General features: G+C 56.4%; 20 protein-coding genes. 11 read left to right on the top strand and 9 right to left on the bottom strand.

The features are described from left to right. Positions 1 to 7 precede the first annotated feature (7 nt). The 4 genes from flhF (at position 8) to ABNS66_RS02570 (ending at position 3,314) form a co-directional block, all read left to right on the top strand. The gene (gene flhF / locus ABNS66_RS02585; RefSeq protein WP_286837711.1) at positions 8 to 1,225 is read left to right on the top strand and encodes a flagellar biosynthesis protein FlhF; all 1,218 of its coding nucleotides are present in this window, start codon (positions 8 to 10) and stop codon (positions 1,223 to 1,225) included. A gap of 98 nt (positions 1,226 to 1,323) precedes the next feature. Next, positions 1,324 to 2,151: a MinD/ParA family protein gene (locus ABNS66_RS02580; protein WP_286694829.1), complete on the top strand. Its 828-nt coding sequence runs from the start codon at positions 1,324 to 1,326 to the stop codon at positions 2,149 to 2,151. Next, complete coding sequence (locus tag ABNS66_RS02575) at positions 2,148 to 2,873, top strand: RNA polymerase sigma factor FliA (RefSeq protein ID WP_204996985.1); 726 nt, start codon at positions 2,148 to 2,150, stop codon at positions 2,871 to 2,873. Before ABNS66_RS02580 ends, ABNS66_RS02575 begins: the two co-directional genes overlap by 4 nt. A 15-nt stretch (positions 2,874 to 2,888) precedes the next feature. Then, positions 2,889 to 3,314, top strand: a complete 426-nt coding sequence (locus ABNS66_RS02570) for a DUF2802 domain-containing protein (RefSeq protein ID WP_286694831.1) — start codon at positions 2,889 to 2,891, stop codon at positions 3,312 to 3,314. Here ABNS66_RS02570 and ABNS66_RS02565 read toward each other — a convergent pair. Together ABNS66_RS02565 and ABNS66_RS02560 are read right to left on the bottom strand one after the other, a co-directional pair. Beyond that, on the bottom strand, positions 3,311 to 3,649 hold the full coding sequence (locus ABNS66_RS02565) for an EscU/YscU/HrcU family type III secretion system export apparatus switch protein (protein ID WP_286837712.1): 339 nt from the start codon (positions 3,647 to 3,649) through the stop codon (positions 3,311 to 3,313). The genes ABNS66_RS02570 and ABNS66_RS02565 overlap by 4 nt on opposite strands. Continuing rightward, positions 3,646 to 4,971, bottom strand: a complete 1,326-nt coding sequence (locus tag ABNS66_RS02560; RefSeq protein ID WP_286837714.1) for a flagellar hook-length control protein FliK — start codon at positions 4,969 to 4,971, stop codon at positions 3,646 to 3,648. The genes ABNS66_RS02565 and ABNS66_RS02560 overlap by 4 nt, the downstream gene beginning before the upstream one ends. 173 nt (positions 4,972 to 5,144) lie before the next feature. On the opposite strand from ABNS66_RS02560, the gene ABNS66_RS02555 reads away from it, so the two are divergent. Both ABNS66_RS02555 and ABNS66_RS02550 read left to right on the top strand, forming a co-directional pair. Continuing rightward, positions 5,145 to 5,627, top strand: coding sequence for a glutathione peroxidase (locus ABNS66_RS02555; protein WP_286837717.1), 483 nt, complete (start codon positions 5,145 to 5,147; stop codon positions 5,625 to 5,627). Positions 5,628 to 5,638: 11 nt separating this feature from the next. Next, positions 5,639 to 6,112: a MarR family transcriptional regulator gene (locus tag ABNS66_RS02550; protein WP_286837718.1), complete on the top strand. Its 474-nt coding sequence runs from the start codon at positions 5,639 to 5,641 to the stop codon at positions 6,110 to 6,112. A 101-nt stretch (positions 6,113 to 6,213) separates the two neighbouring features. Here ABNS66_RS02550 and ABNS66_RS02545 read toward each other — a convergent pair whose 3' ends face one another. The 3 genes from ABNS66_RS02545 to ABNS66_RS02535 are packed head-to-tail and all read right to left on the bottom strand — an operon-like array spanning position 6,214 to position 9,012. Next, the gene (locus tag ABNS66_RS02545; protein ID WP_286837720.1) at positions 6,214 to 7,581 is read right to left on the bottom strand and encodes an NAD(P)(+) transhydrogenase (Re/Si-specific) subunit beta; all 1,368 of its coding nucleotides are present in this window, start codon (positions 7,579 to 7,581) and stop codon (positions 6,214 to 6,216) included. A 3-nt stretch (positions 7,582 to 7,584) separates the two neighbouring features. Then, the gene (locus ABNS66_RS02540) at positions 7,585 to 7,869 is read right to left on the bottom strand and encodes an NAD(P) transhydrogenase subunit alpha (protein WP_204996991.1); all 285 of its coding nucleotides are present in this window, start codon (positions 7,867 to 7,869) and stop codon (positions 7,585 to 7,587) included. Positions 7,870 to 7,878: 9 nt separating this feature from the next. Continuing rightward, complete coding sequence (locus ABNS66_RS02535; RefSeq protein ID WP_027872857.1) at positions 7,879 to 9,012, bottom strand: NAD(P) transhydrogenase subunit alpha; 1,134 nt, start codon at positions 9,010 to 9,012, stop codon at positions 7,879 to 7,881. Positions 9,013 to 9,372: 360 nt separating this feature from the next. Here ABNS66_RS02535 and ABNS66_RS02530 point away from each other — a divergent pair, with 360 nt between their 5' ends. Further along, the gene (locus ABNS66_RS02530) at positions 9,373 to 11,757 is read left to right on the top strand and encodes a CHASE domain-containing protein (protein ID WP_286837721.1); all 2,385 of its coding nucleotides are present in this window, start codon (positions 9,373 to 9,375) and stop codon (positions 11,755 to 11,757) included. Between the two features lie 19 nt (positions 11,758 to 11,776). On the opposite strand, the gene ABNS66_RS02525 is transcribed toward ABNS66_RS02530, so the two are convergent. Continuing rightward, positions 11,777 to 12,400: a TetR family transcriptional regulator gene (locus tag ABNS66_RS02525; protein ID WP_286837722.1), complete on the bottom strand. Its 624-nt coding sequence runs from the start codon at positions 12,398 to 12,400 to the stop codon at positions 11,777 to 11,779. Positions 12,401 to 12,512: 112 nt separating this feature from the next. On the opposite strand from ABNS66_RS02525, the gene ABNS66_RS02520 reads away from it, so the two are divergent. Next, positions 12,513 to 13,763, top strand: coding sequence for an efflux RND transporter periplasmic adaptor subunit (locus ABNS66_RS02520; protein ID WP_286837724.1), 1,251 nt, complete (start codon positions 12,513 to 12,515; stop codon positions 13,761 to 13,763). Then, a complete protein-coding gene (locus ABNS66_RS02515) occupies positions 13,760 to 16,882 on the top strand; it encodes a multidrug efflux RND transporter permease subunit (protein ID WP_286837726.1) in 3,123 nt (1,040 codons plus the stop codon). The genes ABNS66_RS02520 and ABNS66_RS02515 overlap by 4 nt, the downstream gene beginning before the upstream one ends. A gap of 31 nt (positions 16,883 to 16,913) precedes the next feature. Here ABNS66_RS02515 and ABNS66_RS02510 read toward each other — a convergent pair whose 3' ends face one another. The 3 genes from ABNS66_RS02510 to ABNS66_RS02500 form a co-directional block, all read right to left on the bottom strand. Then, complete coding sequence (locus ABNS66_RS02510) at positions 16,914 to 17,360, bottom strand: pyridoxamine 5'-phosphate oxidase family protein (RefSeq protein WP_286837728.1); 447 nt, start codon at positions 17,358 to 17,360, stop codon at positions 16,914 to 16,916. Beyond that, positions 17,357 to 18,217, bottom strand: coding sequence for a S1-like domain-containing RNA-binding protein (locus tag ABNS66_RS02505; protein WP_286837730.1), 861 nt, complete (start codon positions 18,215 to 18,217; stop codon positions 17,357 to 17,359). The genes ABNS66_RS02510 and ABNS66_RS02505 overlap by 4 nt, the downstream gene beginning before the upstream one ends. An 88-nt stretch (positions 18,218 to 18,305) precedes the next feature. Next, entirely contained in the window at positions 18,306 to 19,325 is a 1,020-nt protein-coding gene (locus tag ABNS66_RS02500; RefSeq protein ID WP_288363428.1) for a helix-turn-helix domain-containing protein, read from the bottom strand. Between the two features lie 121 nt (positions 19,326 to 19,446). Here ABNS66_RS02500 and ABNS66_RS02495 point away from each other — a divergent pair, with 121 nt between their 5' ends. Together ABNS66_RS02495 and ABNS66_RS02490 are read left to right on the top strand one after the other, a co-directional pair. Then, complete coding sequence (locus ABNS66_RS02495) at positions 19,447 to 21,327, top strand: beta-ketoacyl synthase (RefSeq protein WP_286837734.1); 1,881 nt, start codon at positions 19,447 to 19,449, stop codon at positions 21,325 to 21,327. A gap of 114 nt (positions 21,328 to 21,441) precedes the next feature. Then, a complete protein-coding gene (locus ABNS66_RS02490) occupies positions 21,442 to 21,864 on the top strand; it encodes a PilZ domain-containing protein (protein WP_286694844.1) in 423 nt (140 codons plus the stop codon). Positions 21,865 to 21,929 lie beyond the last annotated feature (65 nt).

The following is a 21,929-nucleotide window of genomic DNA, read 5'->3' as shown; positions in this document are numbered from 1 at the left end:
GCGGTAGATGAACGTTAAAAAATATCGGGCGGCAGACAGTGAACAGGCCATGCGGATGATTCGCGCGGCACATGGCCCCGATGCGGTAATCCTCGACTGCCAGTCTGTGGCCGGCGGTGTGGAGCTGGTGGTGAGCTGGGAAGGTGAACCGTCGCTGCCGACCGCGACTGACGCCGACAAAGAACGAACCGCGTTAGATGCATTGCGCTCACGTCGCGAACAGGCCGAGAGCCCCGCACCCGCCGCTCGCCAGGAGGCAGTGAGCGGCGCTTCCGGGCCGCAATTGGCGTGGTCGCAAAACGATGAGTTGCACGACTTGAAACAAGAGCTGGCCGCCATGAAGTCGATGCTGATGAGCCAGCTCAAGGACAACAATTGGCAGCAGCTAACCGCCAAGCAGCCGGCCCAGAAGTCGAGCCACCAAATGCTGTCGGCCATGGATATCGACCCCAGCATTGCTGAAAGCCTGCAGCGTGAATTACCCAGCGATGAAAGCGAGGCGGTGCAGCGAGAAATGCTAAAAATGCTGCTGGTGCGCCAGCTGCCTATTAGCGAGCCGCCGCGCACCGGCGCCATTTGCCTATTGGGCCCCCAGGGCGCGGGCAAGACCACCACGATTGCGAAGTTGGCGGCTCAGCACGTGATGCAGCACGGCCGTGATGGTATCGCTATTTTAACCACCGACAGTGGTCGCGTAGGCGCTCAGGAGCAGCTGCGCGCCTACGGTCGAATTTTACAAATTCCGGTTCACAGTGCAGACAGCCCGCAAGAAGCGGCGCGAACATTTCGGGTGTTGCAGAAGAAGTCGCTGGTATTGATTGATACCGCTGGGCTGTCCTTCCGCGACCACGAGGGCCTGGACGAACTCGAAAAATTACTTGCAGGACTCGGTGGCGCCCATTGTTACCTGACGCTGCCTGCCGATGTCGAAGCCTATGTTCAAAGTGAAATTATCGATGCCTACAGTCGCTTCAATTTAGCGGGAGTGGTGATTAGCCGTATCGATGAGGCAATGCGACTGGGCGGATTACTGTCGAACCTGATTCAGCACCGCCTGCCGGCGGTGTGGTGTACCAACGGGCCGAAAGTGCCGCAAAACCTCTGTGTTGCCGACGCGGGCAAGTTAGTGAATATGGCCATGAAAATGGCGATGAGCTTTACCCCGCCAGCGCGCCGCCAGGCCGCAGATAGCGGTCGCGCTCAGCATATTGGTGTGCAGGCATGACTCGGGTAAATACCGATGTTCAAGCTATAGTTGCTAGGGCAGGCTTTGGACATTGCCTCAGTGCTGCCCAGGTCTCAGTGACACAACAAGGATAAAACATGAACCCAGTAAAAGTAATTGCAGTAAGTAGCGGAAAGGGCGGTGTGGGAAAAACCAATGTTTCCGTTAACCTGGCTTGCCAACTGGCACGGCGCAACCGCCGCGTGTTACTGATGGATGCCGACCTGGGCTTGGCGAATGTAGACATCATGCTCGGCTTGCGGCCCAAGTGGAATCTTTCCCATGTGCTGGAAGGCCAGTGTGATATTCAGGATATTTTGATGCCGGGACCCAGCGGCATATCCATTATTCCTGCGGCCTCGGGCATTAAGAAAATGGCTGAGCTGGGCAGCGACCAGCACGGTGCCATTGTCCGAGCGCTCAGCGGCTTGAACGATGACTACGACGTATTGGTTGTCGATACCGCGGCGGGTATTTCCGACAGTGTGATTACCTTTAGCCAGGCCAGCCAGTATGTGTTGGTTGTGGTGACTGACGAACTCACGTCGATGGCTGATGCGTATGCGTTGATTAAAGTGATGAGCCGCGACGCGGGCATCAAGCGCTTCAAAGTGCTGCGTAACATGGTGGATAGCCACGATCAGGCACGCGACGGCTTCGAGCGCCTCAACGAAGTGGCGCAACGCTTTCTGGATGTCACACTTGAATACGCGGGCTTTATCCCCCGAGACCGTTTTCTGGTGAAGGCGGATGCCAAGCAGCAGGCAGTGAGTGAGCTCTATCCGGGTGCCGATGCCTCACTGGCCTTTCGCAAACTTGCGGAAACCGTCGACAAATGGCCCATGCCAAACGGCCCCAGTGGCAACCTGGAATTCTTCGTTGATAGAATGATGCAGCCCGAAGCTCTGAGAGGAGTTGCCGTGTGAGTGGTCACGCTGCTTACCTCGATGTGCAGGTGGGCAATCGCGACGAGTTAGTGACGCGTCATGCGCCGTTGGTAAAGCGCATCGCCTACCACCTTGTCAGCCGCCTGCCAGCCAGTGTGGAGGTCGATGACCTGATCCAGGCGGGGATGATTGGCTTGCTCGAAGCCGCCAGTCATTTTCAAGCTGGGCAGGGGGCGAGTTTCGAAACCTACGCGAGTATTCGCATTCGCGGTGCCATGATCGATCAAATGCGCCAGGGCGCCTGGGCGCCGCGCTCGGTAAGCCGCCAACTGCGCGAACTGTCAGCGGCGGTGACGCGTGCCGAAGCCAAATTGGGGCGCGAAGCCCAGGCCGCCGATATTGCCGCAGAGATGGGCATTGATATTAACGAATACCATGAGCTGCTGCGCGATACGTCTGGCGTGCGCTTGTTTAGCCTGGAGCAAGCCGGGGAGGGCGGCCAGGAATTCAGCGCCGATGCCGAGCTGGATGAAAACCCGTTGCGCGACCTTGAAGATGAAGGCTTGCAGCGCGCCTTGGCGTCTCAAATTGACGCGCTGCCAGAGCGAGAGAAGCTGGTCATGGCGCTGTATTACGACAAGGGCCTGAACTTGAAGGAAATTGGTGAGGTCCTGGAAGTGAGCGAGTCGCGTGTCTGCCAAATTCATAGTCAGGCAGTCGTGCGATTAAAAAGCCGCCTCGGCGACTGGCTGGCAGCATAGGACGCGGAGGTCGCAATGCAAGAAGCCCCACAAGCAATGTTGGTCGCCTGGTTTAGTCAGCTGGATGACCTGACGGTGTTAGGCATTTTAATGAGCGTGGCCGGTGCGGCCATTCTGCTTTACCTGTGGCAGGGGCGGCGCTCCAAGGCCGAACATATTGAGCTGGCTTTACGTGAGGAGATCGGCGGCCTGCAGCGTAAAATCGATGACCAGGCCAGTGCACTGTCGGTTCTCGGTGAGCGGGTATTGGCGCTGGAAGAATATTTAGAGTTAGTGGGGCACCGCCAGCAGCAGATCGAAAGCGAAAAGCGCGATCCGCGCTTTTACCAACAGGCGATTCGCATGGCCGACCAAGGGCTCGATGTTCAGGCATTGATCGAGCGCTGTGGTGTGAGCCGCTCGGAAGCCGAGTTAATTGCGGCCATGCGCAGTACGCGCTAAGGCTCGCGTTCGCTGTCATCCTCTGCCTGATAGACCGTCCCGCTGTCGTGACGGTAGTAGTAATCCTTCGGTACTTGTCCTTTCAGGCGGTAGGCAAAGGCGATGATTTCCGCCACGGCCACGTACATAAATGGCGGCACTTCGCTATCTAAATCCACTCTGCTAAGCAGCTGCAAGAGCTGTGTATCTTGGTAGATGGGAACATCATTTTCCTCTGCTAACGCAAGAATCTTCGCCGCGACGCTGCCTTCGCCTTTGGCGCTGACAGTGGGGGCATTGCTGCCGTCGTAATGCAGGGAAACGGCGATACTGCCGTGATTACCCTGTGTGCTCATGCGTGGTCATCCAGTAGAGATGACACGAACGAACGGCTGCCTGAGGCGCTGGGATTTCCGCACTGGCAAACAATATCGGCAATGGGCACTTCCTGGTTTTGTAATTGTTCCCGGAGTACATGCTGATGCCGGTTTAACAGCGCCAGAGTTTCGGCATTGCTGGCGGTGAAACGTATCTCGAGTTGTTGGTTTACTTCTGCGAGCGCCACTTTCATCGCCCCGAGGCCGGGAAGGTCAAAGCACAAATTCAGGGCCCAACCGCGTTGTTGATTGTCATCTCCGGGGGCATGCGGGTGCTGGGACGTTTCGCCTGCGTCTCGCTGCCTGGGGGGCTGAAACTGAAACTGCCAGATATCGATGCCGTCGTGATCCTTGATCGGCAGTTCCACCACTCCCGTGGCCTCTCGGCCGGTTTGCAGTTGCACCAGTTGCTGCACATCCAGCCGGGCCAGAGCGCCGCGAACGTCGCGAAGCAGCCCCTGCTGCGTGACTTCGTGCTGGTTAGCGGCGCTGGGTGGGGTTCGTGGCTGGGGGGAAAGTTGCCCGGGCAGGTCGGCCGTTTTGCTCGCGCTCAGCGTGCCCTGGTAGGCACGGTTGCCCTCATTGCGCGGTATGGGTGCGCTTGGCGTTGAAAGGGGGGCTGCCTTGGGGGCGATGTTTGCTCCGGGCTGGGGGCTTGCAGTGTCGCCAGTTGCTTTGCCTGCAACAGTAGCTGTTGGCAGCGGGTAGTTCTTGGCAAGTGGCGCTTTCGGCGGCGCGGCAGCCTGCTGGTCGAGCTGCGCGGCGAGCTTCAATAGTGCGGCTTTGAAATCGAGGTTTCTCGGTGCATTTTTTAGCAGCTTGGCCTCAAAAAACTGGCCGCTATTTTGCAACGCTGTTTTAACGCGCTCACCGTCGCTGAGTTGTTTGCGATGGGGAATGCTGGCCAGTACGGGCGCCAATAACTTTTGCACTGACGGGGACAGCTGTTGGCTGAGCTGACTGAGGGTGGCCATTAACTGGTTCAAGCCCTGTTGCTGCGGCAGGCGGTCGCGAAGAATAGGCGCGATATTCACGTCGCCGCGCTGCATAATTCGCAGCTCCGGGCGCTGTTGCGCATCTCGGCCGACGACCTGAAGCTGGAGTTGCTCGCCTTTTCTCAGCGGCGTCTGACTTTCGGCCATCATCCGCAAACTGCCCGACGCAAGCTCGTATAGGTGCTGAGCGCGCTCGCCCAGCACTACCGCATTCATCACTCGGTCCGGCGCGAGCACCGGGGCAGGGCCTGCAGGCCGCAGAAGGGCGGCGGGCTGAGTGTTGTGGGTAGGATTAATGATCACCATACCGTGGCCTGGTTGCGTTAAGGGATTATCGGCAGTCGCCAGTCATGATAACGGCGCGTAATCGCGAAACTTTAATTTTACTGGTAAATTATATCGCGCGCGATATAATCGAGTTGTTGTTTGATTTTTAGGCTATGTATAAGCGTAGCCCCTTATGCGAGGAAGGTAAGATTATGAGTAGTCTTTACGATTTCAAAATTAATAGCCTGCAGGGCAAAGAAATGAACCTGGCCGATTACGCGGGCAAGGTTGTCCTGGTGGTGAATACCGCCAGTAAGTGCGGTTTAACCCCGCAATATGAAGGCTTGCAGGCGCTCTATGATAAATATGCAGATAAGGGCTTGGTGATTATTGGTTCGCCGTGTAACCAATTTGCCAACCAGGAGCCGGGGGATTCTGAGGCAATTCAGGGCAACTGCCTCATCAATTACGGTGTGAGTTTTCCCATTACCGAGAAAATCGAGGTCAATGGTAAGGGCGCGCACCCATTATTCGCTTATTTGAAAAAGGCGGCTCCTGGCACTTTGACGAATGCAGTAAAATGGAACTTTACTAAGTTCTTAGTGGGTAAAGATGGGCGGCCCATTAAGCGTTATTCCCCAACAACAAAGCCCGAGCAGCTAGAGGCCGATATTGAAGCTGCGCTACAGGCCTAACGAGGTAGAAGATGTCCGACGACGCCGGCTTTCAGGAAAGCATGCCCGAGGAGCTAAAGCTCGACAATCAGTTGTGCTTCCCGCTGTATGCGGCTTCGCGTTTAGTGACGCGTTTGTACAAAGACCGCCTGGAGCCGCTGGGTATTACTTACCCCCAGTACATCGTATTGATGATCCTGTGGGAGGAGGCGCCGTGCCCTGTCAAAACGATTAGTCGCCGGGCAATACTCAATACCAATACCTTGACGCCATTACTTAAGCGTTTGGAGCAGCAGGGGTATATTAGCCGTCAGCGCGATGGTCAGGACGAGCGGCAGGTGATGGTGCACCTCACCCTGGCGGGACGGGCATTGCGAGACCGCTGCGCCTGTGTGCCGTGGGAGCTGTTGCAGTCGTCAGGGGTATCGCTAGAGAAGTTAGTTGCGCTGCGCGAAATGCTCAATGAGGTTCTGCCTGACCTAAAGCAAACGCTAGAGGGCAGTTAGTGTTAACAGGCCCTAGTTCGCAACTATTGCGAGGGTGGTAATGAGGGTATAAAAAAAGGGCGACTGCTAAGCAGTCGCCCTTTTTTTCATTGCTTCAGAACTTAGCTGAACGCTTTGATGATATTGCTCAGCATTTCTTTGGCGTCGCCGAACAACATCCGCGTGTTCTCTTTGAAGAACAGTGGGTTGTCGATGCCGGCAAAACCGGAAGCCATAGAACGCTTCATAACAAATACGTTGCGCGCCATGTCGACGTTGATAACAGGCATGCCGTAGATCGGGCTACCTTCCATCTCGCGAGCAGCGGGGTTAACCACGTCGTTCGCACCGATAACGATGGCAACATCGAAGGTTTCCATACGTGGGTTAACGGCGTCCATTTCAAGAAGCAAGTCGTAAGAGACATCCGCCTCGGCCAGCAGCACGTTCATGTGGCCAGGCATACGACCTGCAACAGGGTGAATGGCGTAAACCACTTCCGCGCCGTTCTTTTCCAGGATCTCTTGAAGCTCTTTTACCACGTGTTGTGCTTGCGCAACGGCCATACCGTAACCGGGAACAATCACCACGCTAGAAGCGGCTTCGAGAACGTAGTAGGCATCGTCTGCTGACATGGCCTTGGCTTCGCCTTCAATTTTGGCAGCGGCACCACCACCTGCAACCGCACTGAAGCCGCTGAACAATACATTGCTCAGTGAACGGTTCATGGCTTTACACATGATTTGAGTCAGGATGATACCGCTTGCGCCAACCAGCGAACCAGCAACGATCAGGATGATGTTGTTGATCGCGAAACCCGCGGCACAGGCCGCAAGGCCCGAGTAGCTGTTAAGCAGGGAGATAACCACTGGCATATCGGCACCGCCGATGGGGATTACCAGCATGATACCCAGCAAACACGACAGGCCGATTACCAAGTAGAGGTAAAGGCTTACGTCGGGATTCATAGCAAACAATACTGAGCAAGCAATGATGGCAATAATCAGCGCGATGTTGAAAAAGCGCTGGCCAGCAAATACCAGAGGGCGCCCAGGCATTCTCTCGCTCAGCTTGCCGTAGGCAATCAAAGAGCCAGTGAAAGTGATGCCACCGATCAGGATCGACAGAACGATCGTAATCATTTGGAAGGTGCTAGCGTCCATACCGTACAGAGCGGCCCAGCCAACCAGCAAACTGGCGATACCGCCAAAGCCGTTAAACAGAGCAACCATCTCAGGCATTGACGTCATGGCGACCGAGCGCGCAACAACGGCGCCGATAATACCGCCAACGGCGACACCAACTGCAATCCACTTGTAATCGATAATGCTTTGGTCGAGCAAGGTGACGACCACAGCGATAAACATACCTACCGCTGATACAAGGTTACCTTTACGTGCTGTGGCGGGTGAGCCCAGCATTTTAAGGCCAAAAATAAACAGTACGGCCGCTGCCACATAGGACAGATTGACCAGCAATTCAGTACCCATGGTTTATGCGTCCTCTTTTTTCTTAAACATGGCCAGCATACGGTCGGTAACCATATAGCCGCCGATAACGTTGATGGTGGCAAACGCGACAGCGGCAGTACCAAGAATGGTTGCCAGCTGGGTGTGTTCGGCACCTGCCGAGGTCAGTGCACCGACCAAGGTGATCCCAGAAATAGCGTTTGAGCCCGACATCAGCGGAGTGTGCAGCGTTGCGGGTACTTTGTTGATCAGCTCGAAGCCGAGAAATATCGACAGCATCAAGATGAAAGCAAGAAATACAATTTCCATCTTTGTCTCCTACTTAATCAGGTTTTTGATGGTGTCGTTAACGATTTCGCCGCTGTGAGTAATCACACAGCCCTGCAGAATGTCGTTTTCGAAGTCGATAACCATCGCTTGTTTTTCTTTATCCCAGCCTTCGTCAACCAAGTTGAAAAGGTTGGATGAGTACATTTGGCTGGCGTCGCGGCTAACGTAGTTAGCCCAGTTGCCGTTACCAATGATTGTTACGCCGTCCACTTCAACGGTTTCGCCGGCTACAGAGCCCTCGACGTTACCGCCGGTTTCCGCGGCCATATCGACAATCACGCTGCCGGGCTTCATGCCAGCAACCATGTCTTTGGTGACCAGTACAGGCGGCTTGCGCCCGAATACCTGGGCAGTGGTGATAACGATGTCGGACTCGGCAATCTGTTTCTTCTGACCTTCGAGCTGCAATTGACGCTGCTCTTCAGTGAGCTCGACGGCATAACCATCTTTGGTTTGCCCGGTTTCACCGAGGTCGATTTCGAGGAACTTGCCGCCCAGCGAGCGAACTTGCTCGGCAACGACGTCGCGGGTATCAAAGGCAACGACTTTGGCGCCCAGGCGTTTTGCGGTGGCAATGGCTTGCAGACCGGCAACACCGGCACCGATGATGAATACGGTAGCGGGCTTCAATGTACCGGCTGGCGTCATCATCATTGGCAGGATACGTGGCAGTTTAGTGGTTGCCAGCAGCACCATCACATAACCAGCCAGGCTGGCCTGCGAGCTGAGCGCGTCCATTTTTTGTGAGCGCGTGCTGCGTGGAATCATTTCCATGCTGATCGCCGTCACTTGCTGGTCGCGGAAGGCCTTAATCAGCTCGTGCTCGTTGAAAGGGTCCAGATAGCTGACGTGAATGCAGCCGGCTTTGAGTTGCTTGATTTCTTCAATAGAGGGCTTGCTAATGCGCAAGACAACGTCTGCTGAAGAGAGTACCGCATTGCGGTCTGCGACAACGGTTGCGCCGGCATCGACGTATTCCTGATCGCTAAAACCGCTGCCCAAGCCGAGCCCCGCTTCAATCTGAACTGCGGCTCCCGCGCGGACCAATTTCTTGGCGTCGCTCGGAATGATCGCAACTCGATTCTCCCCAGAGGCGAGTTCTTTTGGAATTCCTAAGAGCATCTTTAAAGATCCATTGTTGATTTTGGTTTGGTGTTGCGTTTTGTAAAAGCGGCATAGCATATTACATTGAGCGCCAAGAAGCGATAAAACCGCGGTGCGCTAATTTAAGCTAATTGCTTCAATTTGTTATAAATTTTCATTATGGCCTAATTCATTTGGCTGATGGCGTCGATCCTCGATGTCGATACCCCCGAGGGTGTTTTAAGCGAATTTACCTATTAGTTCGCTGGGGGCTTTTCTCTAGACTACGGTTGTATTAACGGTTTGTGGTGGGCGAAAGCTCGGCGCCAGCGGCATTGCCGCGTGCGCGGTAGGAGGAAGGTCAATCATGCGTCTGAGCGCTCAACGTGCAGACATCTAATGCAGATATCTAAAGCGTCGCTGCAGGTCTTCGTGCTCACGGCGCTCGGCTATTTTCTAGCTGGGCGCTTGGCATTGTTGCTGGCGATCCCGCCTGGGTATGCCACGGCGATTTGGCCCTCGGCGGGTATTGCGCTGGTGGTGATACTCCTGCACGGCTACCGATTTTGGCCTGCTGTCGCGCTGGGCTCGTTCGCGGTAAATAGCTACGGGGCTCTGGTGTGGGGGGAAGGCGTAGCGGCGTGGGCAGCGTCCGCCCAGCTGCCTTTTATTATTGCGCTGGGTGCCGCCGTGCAGGCGGTGGTGTCGGTGTATTTGTTGCGCCGCTTCATTGGTTACCCCATCACCCTGGATACCAGTAGCGATGTGCTGAAGTTTATTGTGTTGGTGTGCGGCGGTGGCAGCATGCTCAACGCCAGTGTGGGGACTGCGGCACTGTGGCAGGCTGGCGCGCTAGCGGCAGGAAACATTCCCTACAACTGGTTTACCTGGTGGGTGGGGGACGGCCTCGGGGTGATGCTGGTGGCCCCGTTGATATTTGTCTACCGAGCCCAGCCCAGAGGAATTTGGCGAAGTCGAAACCGTGTGCTCCCTTGGGTGCAGTTATTGGCATCTGTTGTCATTGTTCTTTTATATGTATTTGCCAGCCGTTGGGAGCTGGCTCGTCAGGAAACGGCCTTTGAGCGACACGCAGGGCAGCTGTATCAGCGTAGCGATGCGGTGTTGAACAGTTATTTTGAGAGCTTGTACGCGGCGCAGGCGTTCTTTGTGTCGTCATCTGAGGTGACGCCGGAGGACTTCAGGCGTTTTGTTCAGGGGGCCTTGCAGCGCAACCCTGGCTTCCAGGGTATTGCCTGGAATCGGGTGATAGCTCATTCAGAAAGGGGTGAGCTCGAGCGCCTAATGAGCCAGGAGCTTGGCGAGCCCGTGGTGTTTACGGAGGTCGATCGCAATGGCACGCGGATGCGGGCGTCGCGCCGCGAAAGTTATGTGGTGATTCGCTATATACAACCGCTAAGCAACAACCGCCGTGCCTATGGCTACGATATCAGCTCTAATCCGATTGCCCGCAATGCCTTAATGAAGGCCGCCACCAGTGGTGAGCCCTCGGCGACAGCGCCGATACGCTTGATACAAGAGCGGGGGCAACAGCTGGGCGAGGTTGTCTATTTCCCGGTGATAAAAAATGGGGCGTTGGAAGGCTATGTTGCCGGCGTGTTTCGCCTGGGGGATTTGATGTCCGCGGCCCTACAGGGCGAGAGTTTGCAGGGTATTTCCCTGCGGCTATTGAGTGCTGAAAGCAAGCCCCAGCTGCTTTTTGCCGCAGATGGCCGCGAGAGTGATGGCAAAGGCGAGATATTTCGGCGTGTGTGGGAGCTGGGCTTCGCCGATCAAACCTGGCGTCTCGAGATCAGTGGCAATCAGCAATTCTTGGTCGACAGCCGTTCGGTGATGCCCTGGGGGGTGTTGGCCACCGGGTTATTGTTTGTTGGATTGTTGGGGATGTCGCTGCTGGTGTTGACCGGGGCCAAGTATCACTCTGATGAATCCGGGCGCGAGCTGGCGGAAACCGTCAAACAGTTGCGCGATGCGCAAGGGCAGCTGGTCGAGGCAGAAAAACTGGCGGCGCTGGGCGGCATGGTTGCCGGTTTTGCTCATGAATTGAATACCCCCATCGGTATTGCCATCACCGCGCAGTCCACATTTAAGGCCGACCTGGAGCGACTTGAGGCCTTTACAGAGTTGGTGCCTGACGAAGCGGACAAGCAGCGCCGCAATGCCATTTTGCTGCGTATGAATGAAGCGGCAACCATGGTACTGGATAACCTACAGCGCGCTGGAAATTTGATAGGTAGTTTTAAGCAAGTGTCTGTGGATCAGTCCTCCGAGGATCGCCGGCAAATTAACCTGCATGACTACCTTCACGATGTGTTGCTGCATCTGTCTCCGAGTTATCGTCGCGCAGGACACGAAGTGAAGTTCGAGTGCCCCCGCGACATCTATATTGAAACGGTCCCGGGTGGATTGACTCAGGTTATCGTCAACTTGATGAACAATGCGCTGAGTCACGCGTTTGTTGCGGGGCAGCAGGGGAGAATTACCCTGTCGGTGGAGCGCGCGGAGCAAGCCGTTGTCTTGCGCTTCAGTGATGATGGTCGGGGGATGGCGGATGCGGTGCGCGAGCGTATCTTTGAGCCGTTTTTTACTACCCGTCGCGGCTCCAATGCGGCGAGCGCTGGACTCGGCTTGCATTTGGTTTACAGTATCGTTCGCCAACAACTCGACGGTGAAATTGCCGTTTCTTCAACCCCGGGCGAGGGCAGTATTTTCACTATCCGTTTGCCATTGAGCCTGGAGGCTACGGCGCCCCCTGAGAAGGCATAACAAGCCCCGGCGCGACACATTACGCGTCGGCTTTCAGGCCCTCGAACAGCAGGTTGATCGACAAGCGAATATCCTCGAGTCCATTGGGGTAAAGCTCCGATGAGGACAGGTGTTGATGATAGATGCCCATAATGTGCGCGCGAATATAAAGTGCCAATTGGCGGGCGCTGCGATCCTTGCGCACAAGCTCGTGCTGCTGCGCGTAACCGATAATCTGCGTTAGCCGGGCGATATTTTGGTCCCGATTTCGAGTGAGCTGGGCGCTGACAACCGGCGATTCATTGCAGAGGCTGTAGCGCATGGCGAAACGGGTGATTTTTTCTGCCGCCGGCACTTCCAGTAAGCGTTGGTAAGAAAACACTAGGGTCTCTGCCAGCGCGTCCAGGGTCATTGTGCCCGAGGCCGCCTCCTTGAGCAGTGCCTGCATCGCCGTTTCCAGTGGCGTGCTCAGGCGATCAATGATTGCGCTGATCAATTCATCCTTATTTTTAAAGTGCCAGTAAATGGCCCCTCGTGTCACGCCAACTGCCTTTGCCACATCGCTGAGCCGGGTGTTGTGAATACCCTGTTCCGCAAACATCTGTTCGGCGGCGCCTAACAGGCTTTCTCGGGTGGCTTCCGCGTCTTCTTTCGAACGTCTCATAGGGTGTGCTTGCCGTTGAAAATAACCGTTTTGTAATTGCCGGGTACTTTACATACGTGCACGCATGTATGTAAAGTACCCGGCCTGATTGATTGGCTCGGAAGTCCCCCCTATGAACGCTTATGCGCCGCTGCTCAGCATCGGAAATTCACGCCATTTTCGCCACGTGCTGGTTGCCGTAACAACGCTGTTGCTTGTTGCTGCGTGCGATCAAACGCCGCCGCCAGCGCCAGAGGAGCGCGCGCAGCCAGTGAAAACGGTCGTTCTGAAAGCTGAAGATGTTCCCGTTGGAGGGCAGTACCCGGGCAGCATGGAAAGCTCGAAAGAGGTTCAGGTTCGCGCGCGGGTAGAGGGCATCTTATTGCATCGGCGCTATACCGAGGGCGCGCGGGTCGAGGCAGGCCAATTACTGTACGAGATCGATGCGGCGCCTTTTGAAGTTGCGCTGAGCCGTAGCCGTGCTCAGCTGGCGAACGCGCGAGCCAGTTTGTCGTCGGCGGAGCGCCGTTGGCGACGTGCCAGCGAGCTGATTCAAAGCAACGCCATTAGCCAGCGCGACCGGGACGATGCCGAGTCCGGGCTGGAGCAGGCCCGGGCAGCAGTGCAGCTGGCAGAGGCCGAAGTGCGCGCTGCGCAGATCAATGTAGATTATTGCAAAGTGAGGGCGCCAATATCAGGCATGACCAGTCGTGAGCGGGTTTCCGAGGGCTCGCTGGTCGGGCCGAATAACAGTCTGCTCACAACCATTACCCAGTTAGACCCGCTGTGGGTAAACATTTCCCTGCCAGATGAAATGGTGCTGCTACTGCGGCGTATGCTCAAGGATGGTGAGTTGAGTTACGACGAGAGCCAGCGCGCCGTGCTGATAGAGACGGCCGGTAACCAGCAGCACCCACACCTGGGGCATATCGATTTTAGCGACAGCACCATTGATCGACGTACGGGTACCGTGCAGTTTCGCGCGACCGTGGCTAACCCAGACGGCAGCTTGCTGCCTGGGCAATTTGTACGGGTGCGATTGCAGGGGTTGTACAGCCGCAATGCCCTGGTGTTGCCCGAACGGGCCGTGCTGCAAAACGCGAAGGGTAGCTTCGTTTATGTAGTGAATGCGCAGCAACGCGCCGAGGTAAGACAGGTGCGACTCGGATTGGAAGTGGACGGCGGGCGCATTGTCGATGCCGGCTTAAAGGCGGGTGAAGAAGTGGTGGTAGAGGGCTTGGTGCGCGTGCGACCGTCATCGTTACTGGCGCCTCAGCGAATAGAATTAGCCCACAACTACGGCCCCAAGCCCAACTTTGCAGACCAACCCGCCCGATTGAAAGTGGGGGCACTGTCTCAGCCAGCCAGTGAGGTCGTGCAATGAGCGCGCGTTTTTTCATCGAACGGCCGGTATTATCGATTGTTCTGTCACTGCTAATTTTGATCGCCGGTGCCACGGCGGTCGGTCAGTTGCCGATCTCGCTATACCCGCAAATCCTGCCGCCACAGATCGTTGTTACCGCCGCCTATCCCGGCGCGAATGCTGAAACCCTGGCTGAGACCGTTGCCGCTCCGTTGGAGCAGGAGCTGAATGGAGTGGAGGGGATGTTATACATGAATACCCAGGCCTCTGCGGCGGGTCGGGTCAGTATCAATATCACCTTCGCGACTGGTACCGACCCAGACCAGGCTGCTATTGATGTGAGTAATCGTGTTGCGGTTGCCGAAAACCGCCTTCCCGAGGCCGTAAAGCGTTTGGGTATCACGGTAGATAAACGTTCGACCGATATCCTGATGATATTTTCGCTGTCGTCAGAATTGCCCCAGTACGATGCCATCTATTTAAGCAACTATGCGCTGCTCAATGTTATCGATGAGCTGCGCCGCCTGCCGGGTATTGGCAGCGCGCGGTTGATGGGCGCGCGTGACTATTCCATGCGTATTTGGCTTCAGCCTGACCGACTGGCTGAGTTGGGTCTGACACCGGCAGACGTCGCCAGAGCCATTCGCGAGCAAAATGCCAATTTTGCGGCGGGCAGTTTTGGCGCCGAGCCGGTATCCAGCGATCAACCCTTTACCTATGCCGTGAGCACGCAAGGACGGCTGGCGACGGTAGAAGAGTTTGAAAACATCATTATTCGCGCCGAGCCAAATTCTGCCAGCCTGCATTTGGGGGACATTGCCAGGGTTGAGCTGGGCGCGAAAGATTACTCCTTTCGCGGCAGTTTTAACGGCGAACCGGCGGTCCCCGTGGCGATGTATCTTCGCCCCGGTGCCAATGCCCTGGAAACCGCCAAGGCCGCTCAACAGGTCATGGCCAAGGTTAAAGAAAACGCACCAGATGGCGTGGATATAGAGCTCGCTTTTGACGCGACGGTATTTGTAGAGCATTCGATCAAGGAGGTGGTTGCCACGTTTTTCGAGGCATTGCTGCTGGTGATCCTGGTGATGTTTTTGTTCCTGCAAAATGTGCGCGCCACGTTTATTCCGCTGTTGGCGATCCCCGTATCGATCGTGGGAACCTTTGCCGGGCTGTATATTCTCGGCTACTCGATCAACTTGCTAACGCTGTTCGGCTTGATCCTGGCCATCGGTATTGTTGTTGACGACGCGATTATCGTGATTGAAAACGTCGAGCGTATTATGGCGGAGCAAAAATGCTCGGCCATGGACGCCGTGCGCCAGGCGATGGAAGAGGTTAGCGGCCCCCTGGTGGCTATCGTGTTAGTGCTATCCGCGGTGTTCCTGCCGGTGATTTTTGTCGACGGTTTAACAGGGGAAATGTACCGGCAGTTTGCTGTGGCGATCACGGTATCGGTGGTGCTCTCCGGGATCGTGGCGCTCACCCTGACCCCGGCACTTTGCGCGCTAATGTTAAAGCAACACGCCCACAGCGAGGAGTCGCGCCACGGCTTCCTTGCCGGGTTTGAGCGCGCCTTTGACTGGCTGCGTGAGCTATATATTCGTATTACCGCCAGTTTTCTGCGTCATCGCTGGCGGGCGTCTGGCCTGTTTGTCCTGCTTGTGGCGGTCACATTGTTGGTCTTCTCGCGTATGCCAGCGGGCTTGGTGCCTGCAGAAGATCAAGGCTATGTGATGATGGCCTACAGCACGCCTCCGGCGGCTTCCCTGTCTCGCACCAGTGCGGTTGCAGACGCGATGGCTACGCGCGTTCTGGATCAGCCGGGGGTCAAGTCCATCATGACCTTCTCCGGCTTTGATATTCTCGCCTCCACGCTGAAGACGAATGCTGCAGCGTCTTTCATAATGTTTGATGACTGGTCCGAGCGCGAGCAACCGGGCATGGACTCTATTTCGCAAGCCCGCGCTATACCTGCTTTGGGTGCGGACCTGCTCGACGGGCGAATGATGGCGTTCAACCCGCCGCCCATTATCGGCTTGAGCAGCACAGGGGGCTTTGAGTTTTACCTGCAAAATCGGGGCGACGGCAGCCTGCAAGACTTAAACGCCGCCGTTTGGCGCTTGGTGGCGGCGGCGAACCAGCAGCCGGAGTTGAGCCGCGTATACAGCACATTCCAAATGGATACACCGCAGTACAAGCTGACGCTAGACCGGGAAAAAGCCATGAGTCTGGGTGTTCCTGTTGCCGACGTGTTCAGCACGATGCAGGCGACCTTTGGCAGTTTGTACGTGAATGACTTCACGCTATTTGGGCGCAGCTTTCAGGTGAATTTGCAGTCCGAAGAGGAATTTCGGCAGTCCCCGGACGATTTGGGGAAAGTCTTTGTGCGCTCGCAGGAAGGCAGCTTGATTCCATTGGGCTCGCTATTAACTGTAGAGCGGGTAGTGGGCCCCGATGCGGTCACCCGTTTCAACGGCTTTAATGCCGCCAAAGTGCTGGGGTCGGCTGCACCCGGTTACAGCTCCGGTGAGGCCATTGCGGCGCTAGAGCGCGTTGCTGCAGAGGTGCTGGGTCGGGACTTTAACATTGGCTGGGTGGGCAGCGCTTACCAAGAGAAGTCGTCGAGTGGTAATTCCAGCAAGGCCTTCATCCTGGCGATTGTGATCGTCTTTCTCATTTTGGCGGCGCAGTACGAACGCTGGTTGATGCCGACCGCGGTGGTAATGTCGGTGCCCTTTGCCTTGCTTGGGGCGGTACTTGCGGCATGGCTGCGCGGCCTGGATAACGATATTTACTTCCAGATCGGCATGGTGTGTTTGATAGGCTTGGCGAGTAAGAACGCCATTTTGATTGTTGAGTTTGCCATGCAGCAGCGCGACAAAGGCATGGCTATTGTGGACGCCGCAATGGAAGCGGTTCGCCTGCGTTTTCGTCCTATTGTTATGACCTCACTGGCCTTTACTCTGGGCTGCTTGCCGTTGGCACTGTCCAGTGGTGCCGGCGCCGCTAGCCGTATCGCGCTGGGGACAAGTGTGATCGGCGGCATGCTGATGGCCACCTTTGTGGCCACGATTTTTGTGCCGTTGTTTTACGTACTGATGGCCAGCCTGGGCGAGCGCTTGAAGCGCGGCGGTGAGTAATCGCTGTGGTAAAGAAAAAACGCTTCGCGATTTAGTCTGTCATGCGCGCGCTGAAATCCCAGCTGGAGAAGGTTTTGGGGTGCAAGCAGATCGCCACTTCATCGGCCTTGCGGCTGAGCAGCCAATTGGCCAGGTCGCGGTTGCTGTCGCCGAGATAGCGTTCGATTAGTGACGACAGTACTTCGCCATGGCTGTCGCTGGTCAGCTCGGCAACGGCCTTGCCCCTTACGCCGCGATAGGGAATGGAGTTCACCGCGACTTCAAAGCCGCAGTTCGGGTTGGCTTCCAGCAGCCGAATAATTTTTGATGAACGATGGCTGGCGCAGTAGAAGCAGCCATTGCGATAGTAAAACCACAGTGAGCAAACTACCGGAAACCCATCGCTATCGATGGCGCTCAGGCGCAGGGGGATGGTGGCGGTCTCGACAAAGCTGGTGTCCTGCATGGGAAGGGTGCCCTCTATACAATCGCGATTCATTTACCCTTGTTAAGGGTGATTCCGCGGTCGCTGATAATAATTTTTCGTTCTTTATATAGTCGGCTCAGGCCTTGTTTAAAGGCTTTTTTACTGACGCCGAAAATGCGTTTGATCGCCTCGGGGGGGCTCTTGTCTCCGAGCGCAAGGAAGCCGTCATTGGCGTCTAGCTGCCGTAATATGAGTTCGGCGATATCGGGCGCGCGCTCCCGGGCTGGCTTGTTCAGCGTCAAATCCAGGCGCTGGTCCGGGCGGACGCGCTGTATCCATCCTGACAAGCGGTCGCCGCGACGCAGTGGCTTATTCAGTTCACTGTCGTACAGCAGTCCCCAGACGCAATGGTTTACGACACATTTATAGCCTAACTCGGTTTTGTTCGCGACGTGAATGCTAACGCGGTCGCCACTGTTCAGTTGCTGCTTCGCATTATCGGGGAGGTTGTGCAGGCTGTCGGCAATATGTTTGTCCAGTCGCATCGTGGCGACCAGTCTGCCGCGCAGGTCAGTGTATACCATGACTAATACCGCCTGACCCTCTCGCACGGTGCCAAGCTGTTCGCTGTGGGGGAGCAATAGCTCCTTATTCAGCCCCCAGTCGAGGAAGGCGCCCACAGTAGTGATCGCGCTAACCCGCAGCAGTCCCACTTCATTGCACAACAGCTCGGGGTGTTGTAGGGAGGCGATCAAGCTGCCATCGTTGTCGTGCAGGACGAAAACCTCCAATGCATCGCCAACGCTACAATTCTGCGGGCTTTGGCGGGCATTGAGAAAAATATCGCCGAGTTGGCCGCCGTCCAGATAGGTGCCGGCACTGGTAATACGGCTGACGGTGAGTGTGTTCATGCGTCCGATAGCGGGCATGGTATTTCCTCGGCGGTTCAATGGATCGCGATTATGACGCTTGATAGAGGGCGTCGCCAGTGTTGTTCTGCTCTGTGTTGATGAGTATTCAGTCGCCGCTATCGATGGCAAAGAGCTTGCGTCGCACGCTGCGGCGAAACTGCCCCGGCGTCATGGAATAGTACTGCCTGAATAGTTTGCCAAAGTAACTGACGTCGCTATAGCCGCATAGTGGGCTGATATCCTCGATAGCCAAGTTGGTATTCTTTAATAATTCTCGCGCGGCATCCAGCCTAAGCCGCTGCAGGTACTGCAGAGGTGACTGACCACAGGCGTGGTGAAAGCGGCGCTGAAAACTGCGCTGGCTTAGCCCGCTGCGCTCAGCCAGTTCTTTCATGTTGATCGTGTCGGCGAGGTGTCGATGCATCCAGCTTTGGGCCAGGGCGATAACTTCGTCGCCGTGTCGGGCGCTGTGTTCGCCCCGGTAGGCCTGGTTGGCGAAGGGCTGGCGGCTTTCTGGCGAAAATTGCTGTGTTGCCCGCTGTGCAATTTCCGGCCCCCAGTGTCGATCGATGAGGTGGATAATTAGGTCGGCGGCGCTATTCACGCTGCCGGTGCAGTACAGCGAGCCAGCCTGGGTGATTAAGTGGTCGCGCTGCATTTGAATATTGGGGTAGCGTTGCTCGAAGTCGTCGAAATAGTGCCAGTGTGTGGTCGCCGGCCGGTTGTCGAGCAAACCGGCCTCGGCGAGAAAGTAGCTGGCGTTACCAACGGCGCAAATTTCGCAGCCGCGCAAGGCCAGCTGGCGAAGCCATTGCTGTACATCCCGGCGCTGCGGGCCACCGCGAAGCGGGTGACGCCAGCGACTGGCAATAATCAAAATATCCGGCTGAGGCCAGTCGTTTAGCGGGCGCTCATTGCTCAATACCTCATCGACGTCCAGCTGAATTCCCCCGGAAACCCTGATAGGGGAGGGTTCCAGGCTAATCGTCGATAGTTTGGCAGGGGCGCTCTGCCGCCGGCTGAGAAATAGGTGGTTGCAGGACTGCAGTAGCTCCATTGGCAGGCAGAGGCTGGTGGCTAAGGCATGATTAAAGCCGAGTAGGCCTATATGTCGTTGACGTTGCATAATGTTGACACTGTTGTCGTTAATGCCATATTTAATGGCCAATTTATCACTATATGCCCGGGATTGGCTACGTACACTGCTGGCTTGAAAATTCGAGTCGTGTTGTTGAGGTGGTGTGTCAGTGAGTCATTTACCCGTGGTTGTTGGTTTTGGCGGCGTTAATCCTGCAGGGCGCAGTTCTTTTCATCACGGCTATCGCCGTCTGGTGCTTGATGCACTGCCGCTGGCGGCGCAGCAGCGCACCCTGCAAAGCCTTGCTGCCTTGATGGGCGTGGATGAACGCATGCCAGAGGCGGAACGCCGCCAACATATACTGGCGCATACCCTGATTCGCAAAATCGAGTCCGCGGCGTTTGATGTCGAGCAGGTGGCCTGGAACAAGCGACTGCACCTAGAAGGGGGAGCGGGGCAGTTTGAGTTTGTGACCTCCGCCAAGCAATTGCCCGAGCGTGTGCCTGAGGGCTGGGCGCTGCGTGATATCGGTGGCGGTAAGGTGGCGGTTACCCTCGACGGTGGACTGGATATGCTGTTGCCGACGCATCGCAAAATGGATGTTTCCAGTGCCGGGCAACTGCCAACGGGCTTTGATCCCAGCAATTACTACAGTGCCCGCAACCATCCGCGGGGCTTGCAATTATCAGTATTCGGGGCGTCCGATGCCCTGCAGTCGATGGGGGTCGATTGGGATACGGTGCGCGCCAGTGTCCACCCTGACCAAATATCTGTGTACGCCAGCTCGGCAATGGCGCAGCTCGATGATGCGGGCTTTGGCGGTCTGCTGGCCGCGCGTGCCAACGGTGGCCGCGTTAGCTCCAAGCAACTGGCACTGGGCTTAGCCGATATGCCCGCCGATTTTGTCAGTGCCTACGTGTTGGGGAATGTCGGTGGCACTGGGCCCAGCTTGGGAGCTTGTGCGACGTTTTTCTACAACCTGCGTCAGGCCGTGCAAGACATCCGCAGTGGTGCCGTGCGCGTTGCGGTGGTAGGGGCAGCAGAAGCGGGAATAGATCCGCGGGTGATGGATGGTTACGCCACCATGGGGGCCTTGGCCACGGATGCTGACTTGCTTAAGCTGGATGCCGGTTCGGGGCGTAGCGAAGCGGATTACCGCAGGGCAAGTCGACCGTTCAGCAGCAACTGCGGGTTTACCATTGCTGAGGCGAGTCAGTTCGTCGTGTTGTTTGACGACGCGCTGGCCCTTGAGTTGGGCGCGCAGGTGCATGCCGCGGTGCCCGAGGTCTTTGTAAATGCCGATGGCTATAAGAAGTCCATTTCATCGCCGGGCGTGGGGAATTACCTCACTGTTGCCAAGGCAACCGCAGCGGCGGGGGCGATTATTGGCGAGCACGCGCTTAAGACGCGCTCATTCGTTCAGGCGCATGGCACCAGCACGCCGCAGAACCGTGTGAGTGAGTCGCATATCCTTAACGAAACCGCCAAGGCCTTCGGGATTGAGCGCTGGCCTGTCGCCGCTATTAAAGCCTACCTTGGTCACAGTATCGGCGCGGCCTCCGGCGATCAGTTAGTCTCCAGCCTGGGGATATGGCGCGACAATATCCTGCCGGGTATCACCACCATTGACCACATTGCCGACGATGTGCAGCGCAGCAACCTGCACTTGCCCATGTCGCACCTCGAACTTGAAGAAGACAGCATGGATGCGGCAATTCTTAATGCCAAAGGCTTTGGTGGTAACAACGCCAGTGTGTGCCTGTTGTCGCCGCAATTCACTGAACGCCTATTGCGGGGGCGTCACGGCAGCCACGCCTGGAAAGGCTACTGCGAGCGCCGAGAAGAGTCTGTCGCTCAAGCGAATGCCTATGATGAGGCGGCGCTTCGCGGTGAGTTGTCGGTGCGTTACCAGTTTGGCGAGGGAGTGCTTGAATCTGACGACCTGGATATACAGGCCGATAGTATTGGCATTGCCGGCTGGCTGAAGCGCGTGGAACTGCCCAATACATCGCCCTACACATCCTGGCTGGCCAGTGAGGATGCGCAGTAAGAATCGTTACCCCTCGGATATCGGCTAAATACCCTCCGGCAACTACGGATGCTGCTGTGCGTTTTTTTCTGGCCAACTGATGATGTAGAAATCGGCAGATAAAGGGGGAGCATGATGCGAGAGTATTTACGCCACCCAAGTAATATTCCGGTTGATGTCGAAGTTATCGAAGAGCCGGGCGTTTGTCCTGCTCAAGCATGCGATGTCAGTGTTGCGGGCTTGTGTTGCCAGGTGGAAACGCCGGTAAAGCCCGGTTGTGATATCCGGTTTCGCGTGCCGTCGCTGTCGTTCGACTACACCGGCTTGGGCCGCGTGGTGTGGTGTCGCCGCCGTGGCCAACAATACCAATTGGGTATTGAATTCTGCTCGGGTCGCGATGCGTACCGGGCTCGCATGGTGGAACAGGTCTGTCAGATTGAGGCCTATCGCCAACAGGTTGCCGAAAATGAAGGGCGCACACTCACTGGTGAAGAGGCTGCTGCGGAGTGGATAGACCGTTTTGCGGCCGATTTCGATAAGCGCTTTGCCATGGGCTGAGATCGTCCTCCCCGCCATTTCCCCAAAAAAACCTCCTATCGCCAGATGTCGTCAAGATGTCGGTA

This window comes from uncultured Spongiibacter sp., assembly GCF_964011655.1.
Taxonomy (GTDB): Bacteria; Pseudomonadota; Gammaproteobacteria; order Pseudomonadales; family Spongiibacteraceae; genus Spongiibacter; species Spongiibacter marinus.
Note: the sequence above shows the minus strand (reverse complement) of the source record. Positions and strands in the feature narration are given on the sequence as shown.

What these genes read in the sequence shown, in the direction of transcription:
- flhF (WP_286837711.1), top strand. Translation starts at nt 8, where the DNA reads ATGAACGTTAAAAAATATCGGGCGGCAGACAGTGAACAGGCCATGCGG.
- ABNS66_RS02580 (WP_286694829.1), top strand. Translation starts at nt 1,324, where the DNA reads ATGAACCCAGTAAAAGTAATTGCAGTAAGTAGCGGAAAGGGCGGTGTG.
- ABNS66_RS02570 (WP_286694831.1), top strand. Translation starts at nt 2,889, where the DNA reads ATGCAAGAAGCCCCACAAGCAATGTTGGTCGCCTGGTTTAGTCAGCTG.
- ABNS66_RS02565 (WP_286837712.1), bottom strand. Translation starts at nt 3,649, where the DNA reads ATGAGCACACAGGGTAATCACGGCAGTATCGCCGTTTCCCTGCATTAC.
- ABNS66_RS02560 (WP_286837714.1), bottom strand. Translation starts at nt 4,971, where the DNA reads ATGGTGATCATTAATCCTACCCACAACACTCAGCCCGCCGCCCTTCTG.
- ABNS66_RS02555 (WP_286837717.1), top strand. Translation starts at nt 5,145, where the DNA reads ATGAGTAGTCTTTACGATTTCAAAATTAATAGCCTGCAGGGCAAAGAA.
- ABNS66_RS02550 (WP_286837718.1), top strand. Translation starts at nt 5,639, where the DNA reads ATGTCCGACGACGCCGGCTTTCAGGAAAGCATGCCCGAGGAGCTAAAG.
- ABNS66_RS02545 (WP_286837720.1), bottom strand. Translation starts at nt 7,581, where the DNA reads ATGGGTACTGAATTGCTGGTCAATCTGTCCTATGTGGCAGCGGCCGTA.
- ABNS66_RS02540 (WP_204996991.1), bottom strand. Translation starts at nt 7,869, where the DNA reads ATGGAAATTGTATTTCTTGCTTTCATCTTGATGCTGTCGATATTTCTC.
- ABNS66_RS02535 (WP_027872857.1), bottom strand. Translation starts at nt 9,012, where the DNA reads ATGCTCTTAGGAATTCCAAAAGAACTCGCCTCTGGGGAGAATCGAGTT.
- ABNS66_RS02530 (WP_286837721.1), top strand. Translation starts at nt 9,373, where the DNA reads ATGCAGATATCTAAAGCGTCGCTGCAGGTCTTCGTGCTCACGGCGCTC.
- ABNS66_RS02525 (WP_286837722.1), bottom strand. Translation starts at nt 12,400, where the DNA reads ATGAGACGTTCGAAAGAAGACGCGGAAGCCACCCGAGAAAGCCTGTTA.
- ABNS66_RS02520 (WP_286837724.1), top strand. Translation starts at nt 12,513, where the DNA reads ATGAACGCTTATGCGCCGCTGCTCAGCATCGGAAATTCACGCCATTTT.
- ABNS66_RS02515 (WP_286837726.1), top strand. Translation starts at nt 13,760, where the DNA reads ATGAGCGCGCGTTTTTTCATCGAACGGCCGGTATTATCGATTGTTCTG.
- ABNS66_RS02510 (WP_286837728.1), bottom strand. Translation starts at nt 17,360, where the DNA reads ATGAATCGCGATTGTATAGAGGGCACCCTTCCCATGCAGGACACCAGC.
- ABNS66_RS02505 (WP_286837730.1), bottom strand. Translation starts at nt 18,217, where the DNA reads ATGCCCGCTATCGGACGCATGAACACACTCACCGTCAGCCGTATTACC.
- ABNS66_RS02500 (WP_288363428.1), bottom strand. Translation starts at nt 19,325, where the DNA reads ATGCAACGTCAACGACATATAGGCCTACTCGGCTTTAATCATGCCTTA.
- ABNS66_RS02490 (WP_286694844.1), top strand. Translation starts at nt 21,442, where the DNA reads ATGCGAGAGTATTTACGCCACCCAAGTAATATTCCGGTTGATGTCGAA.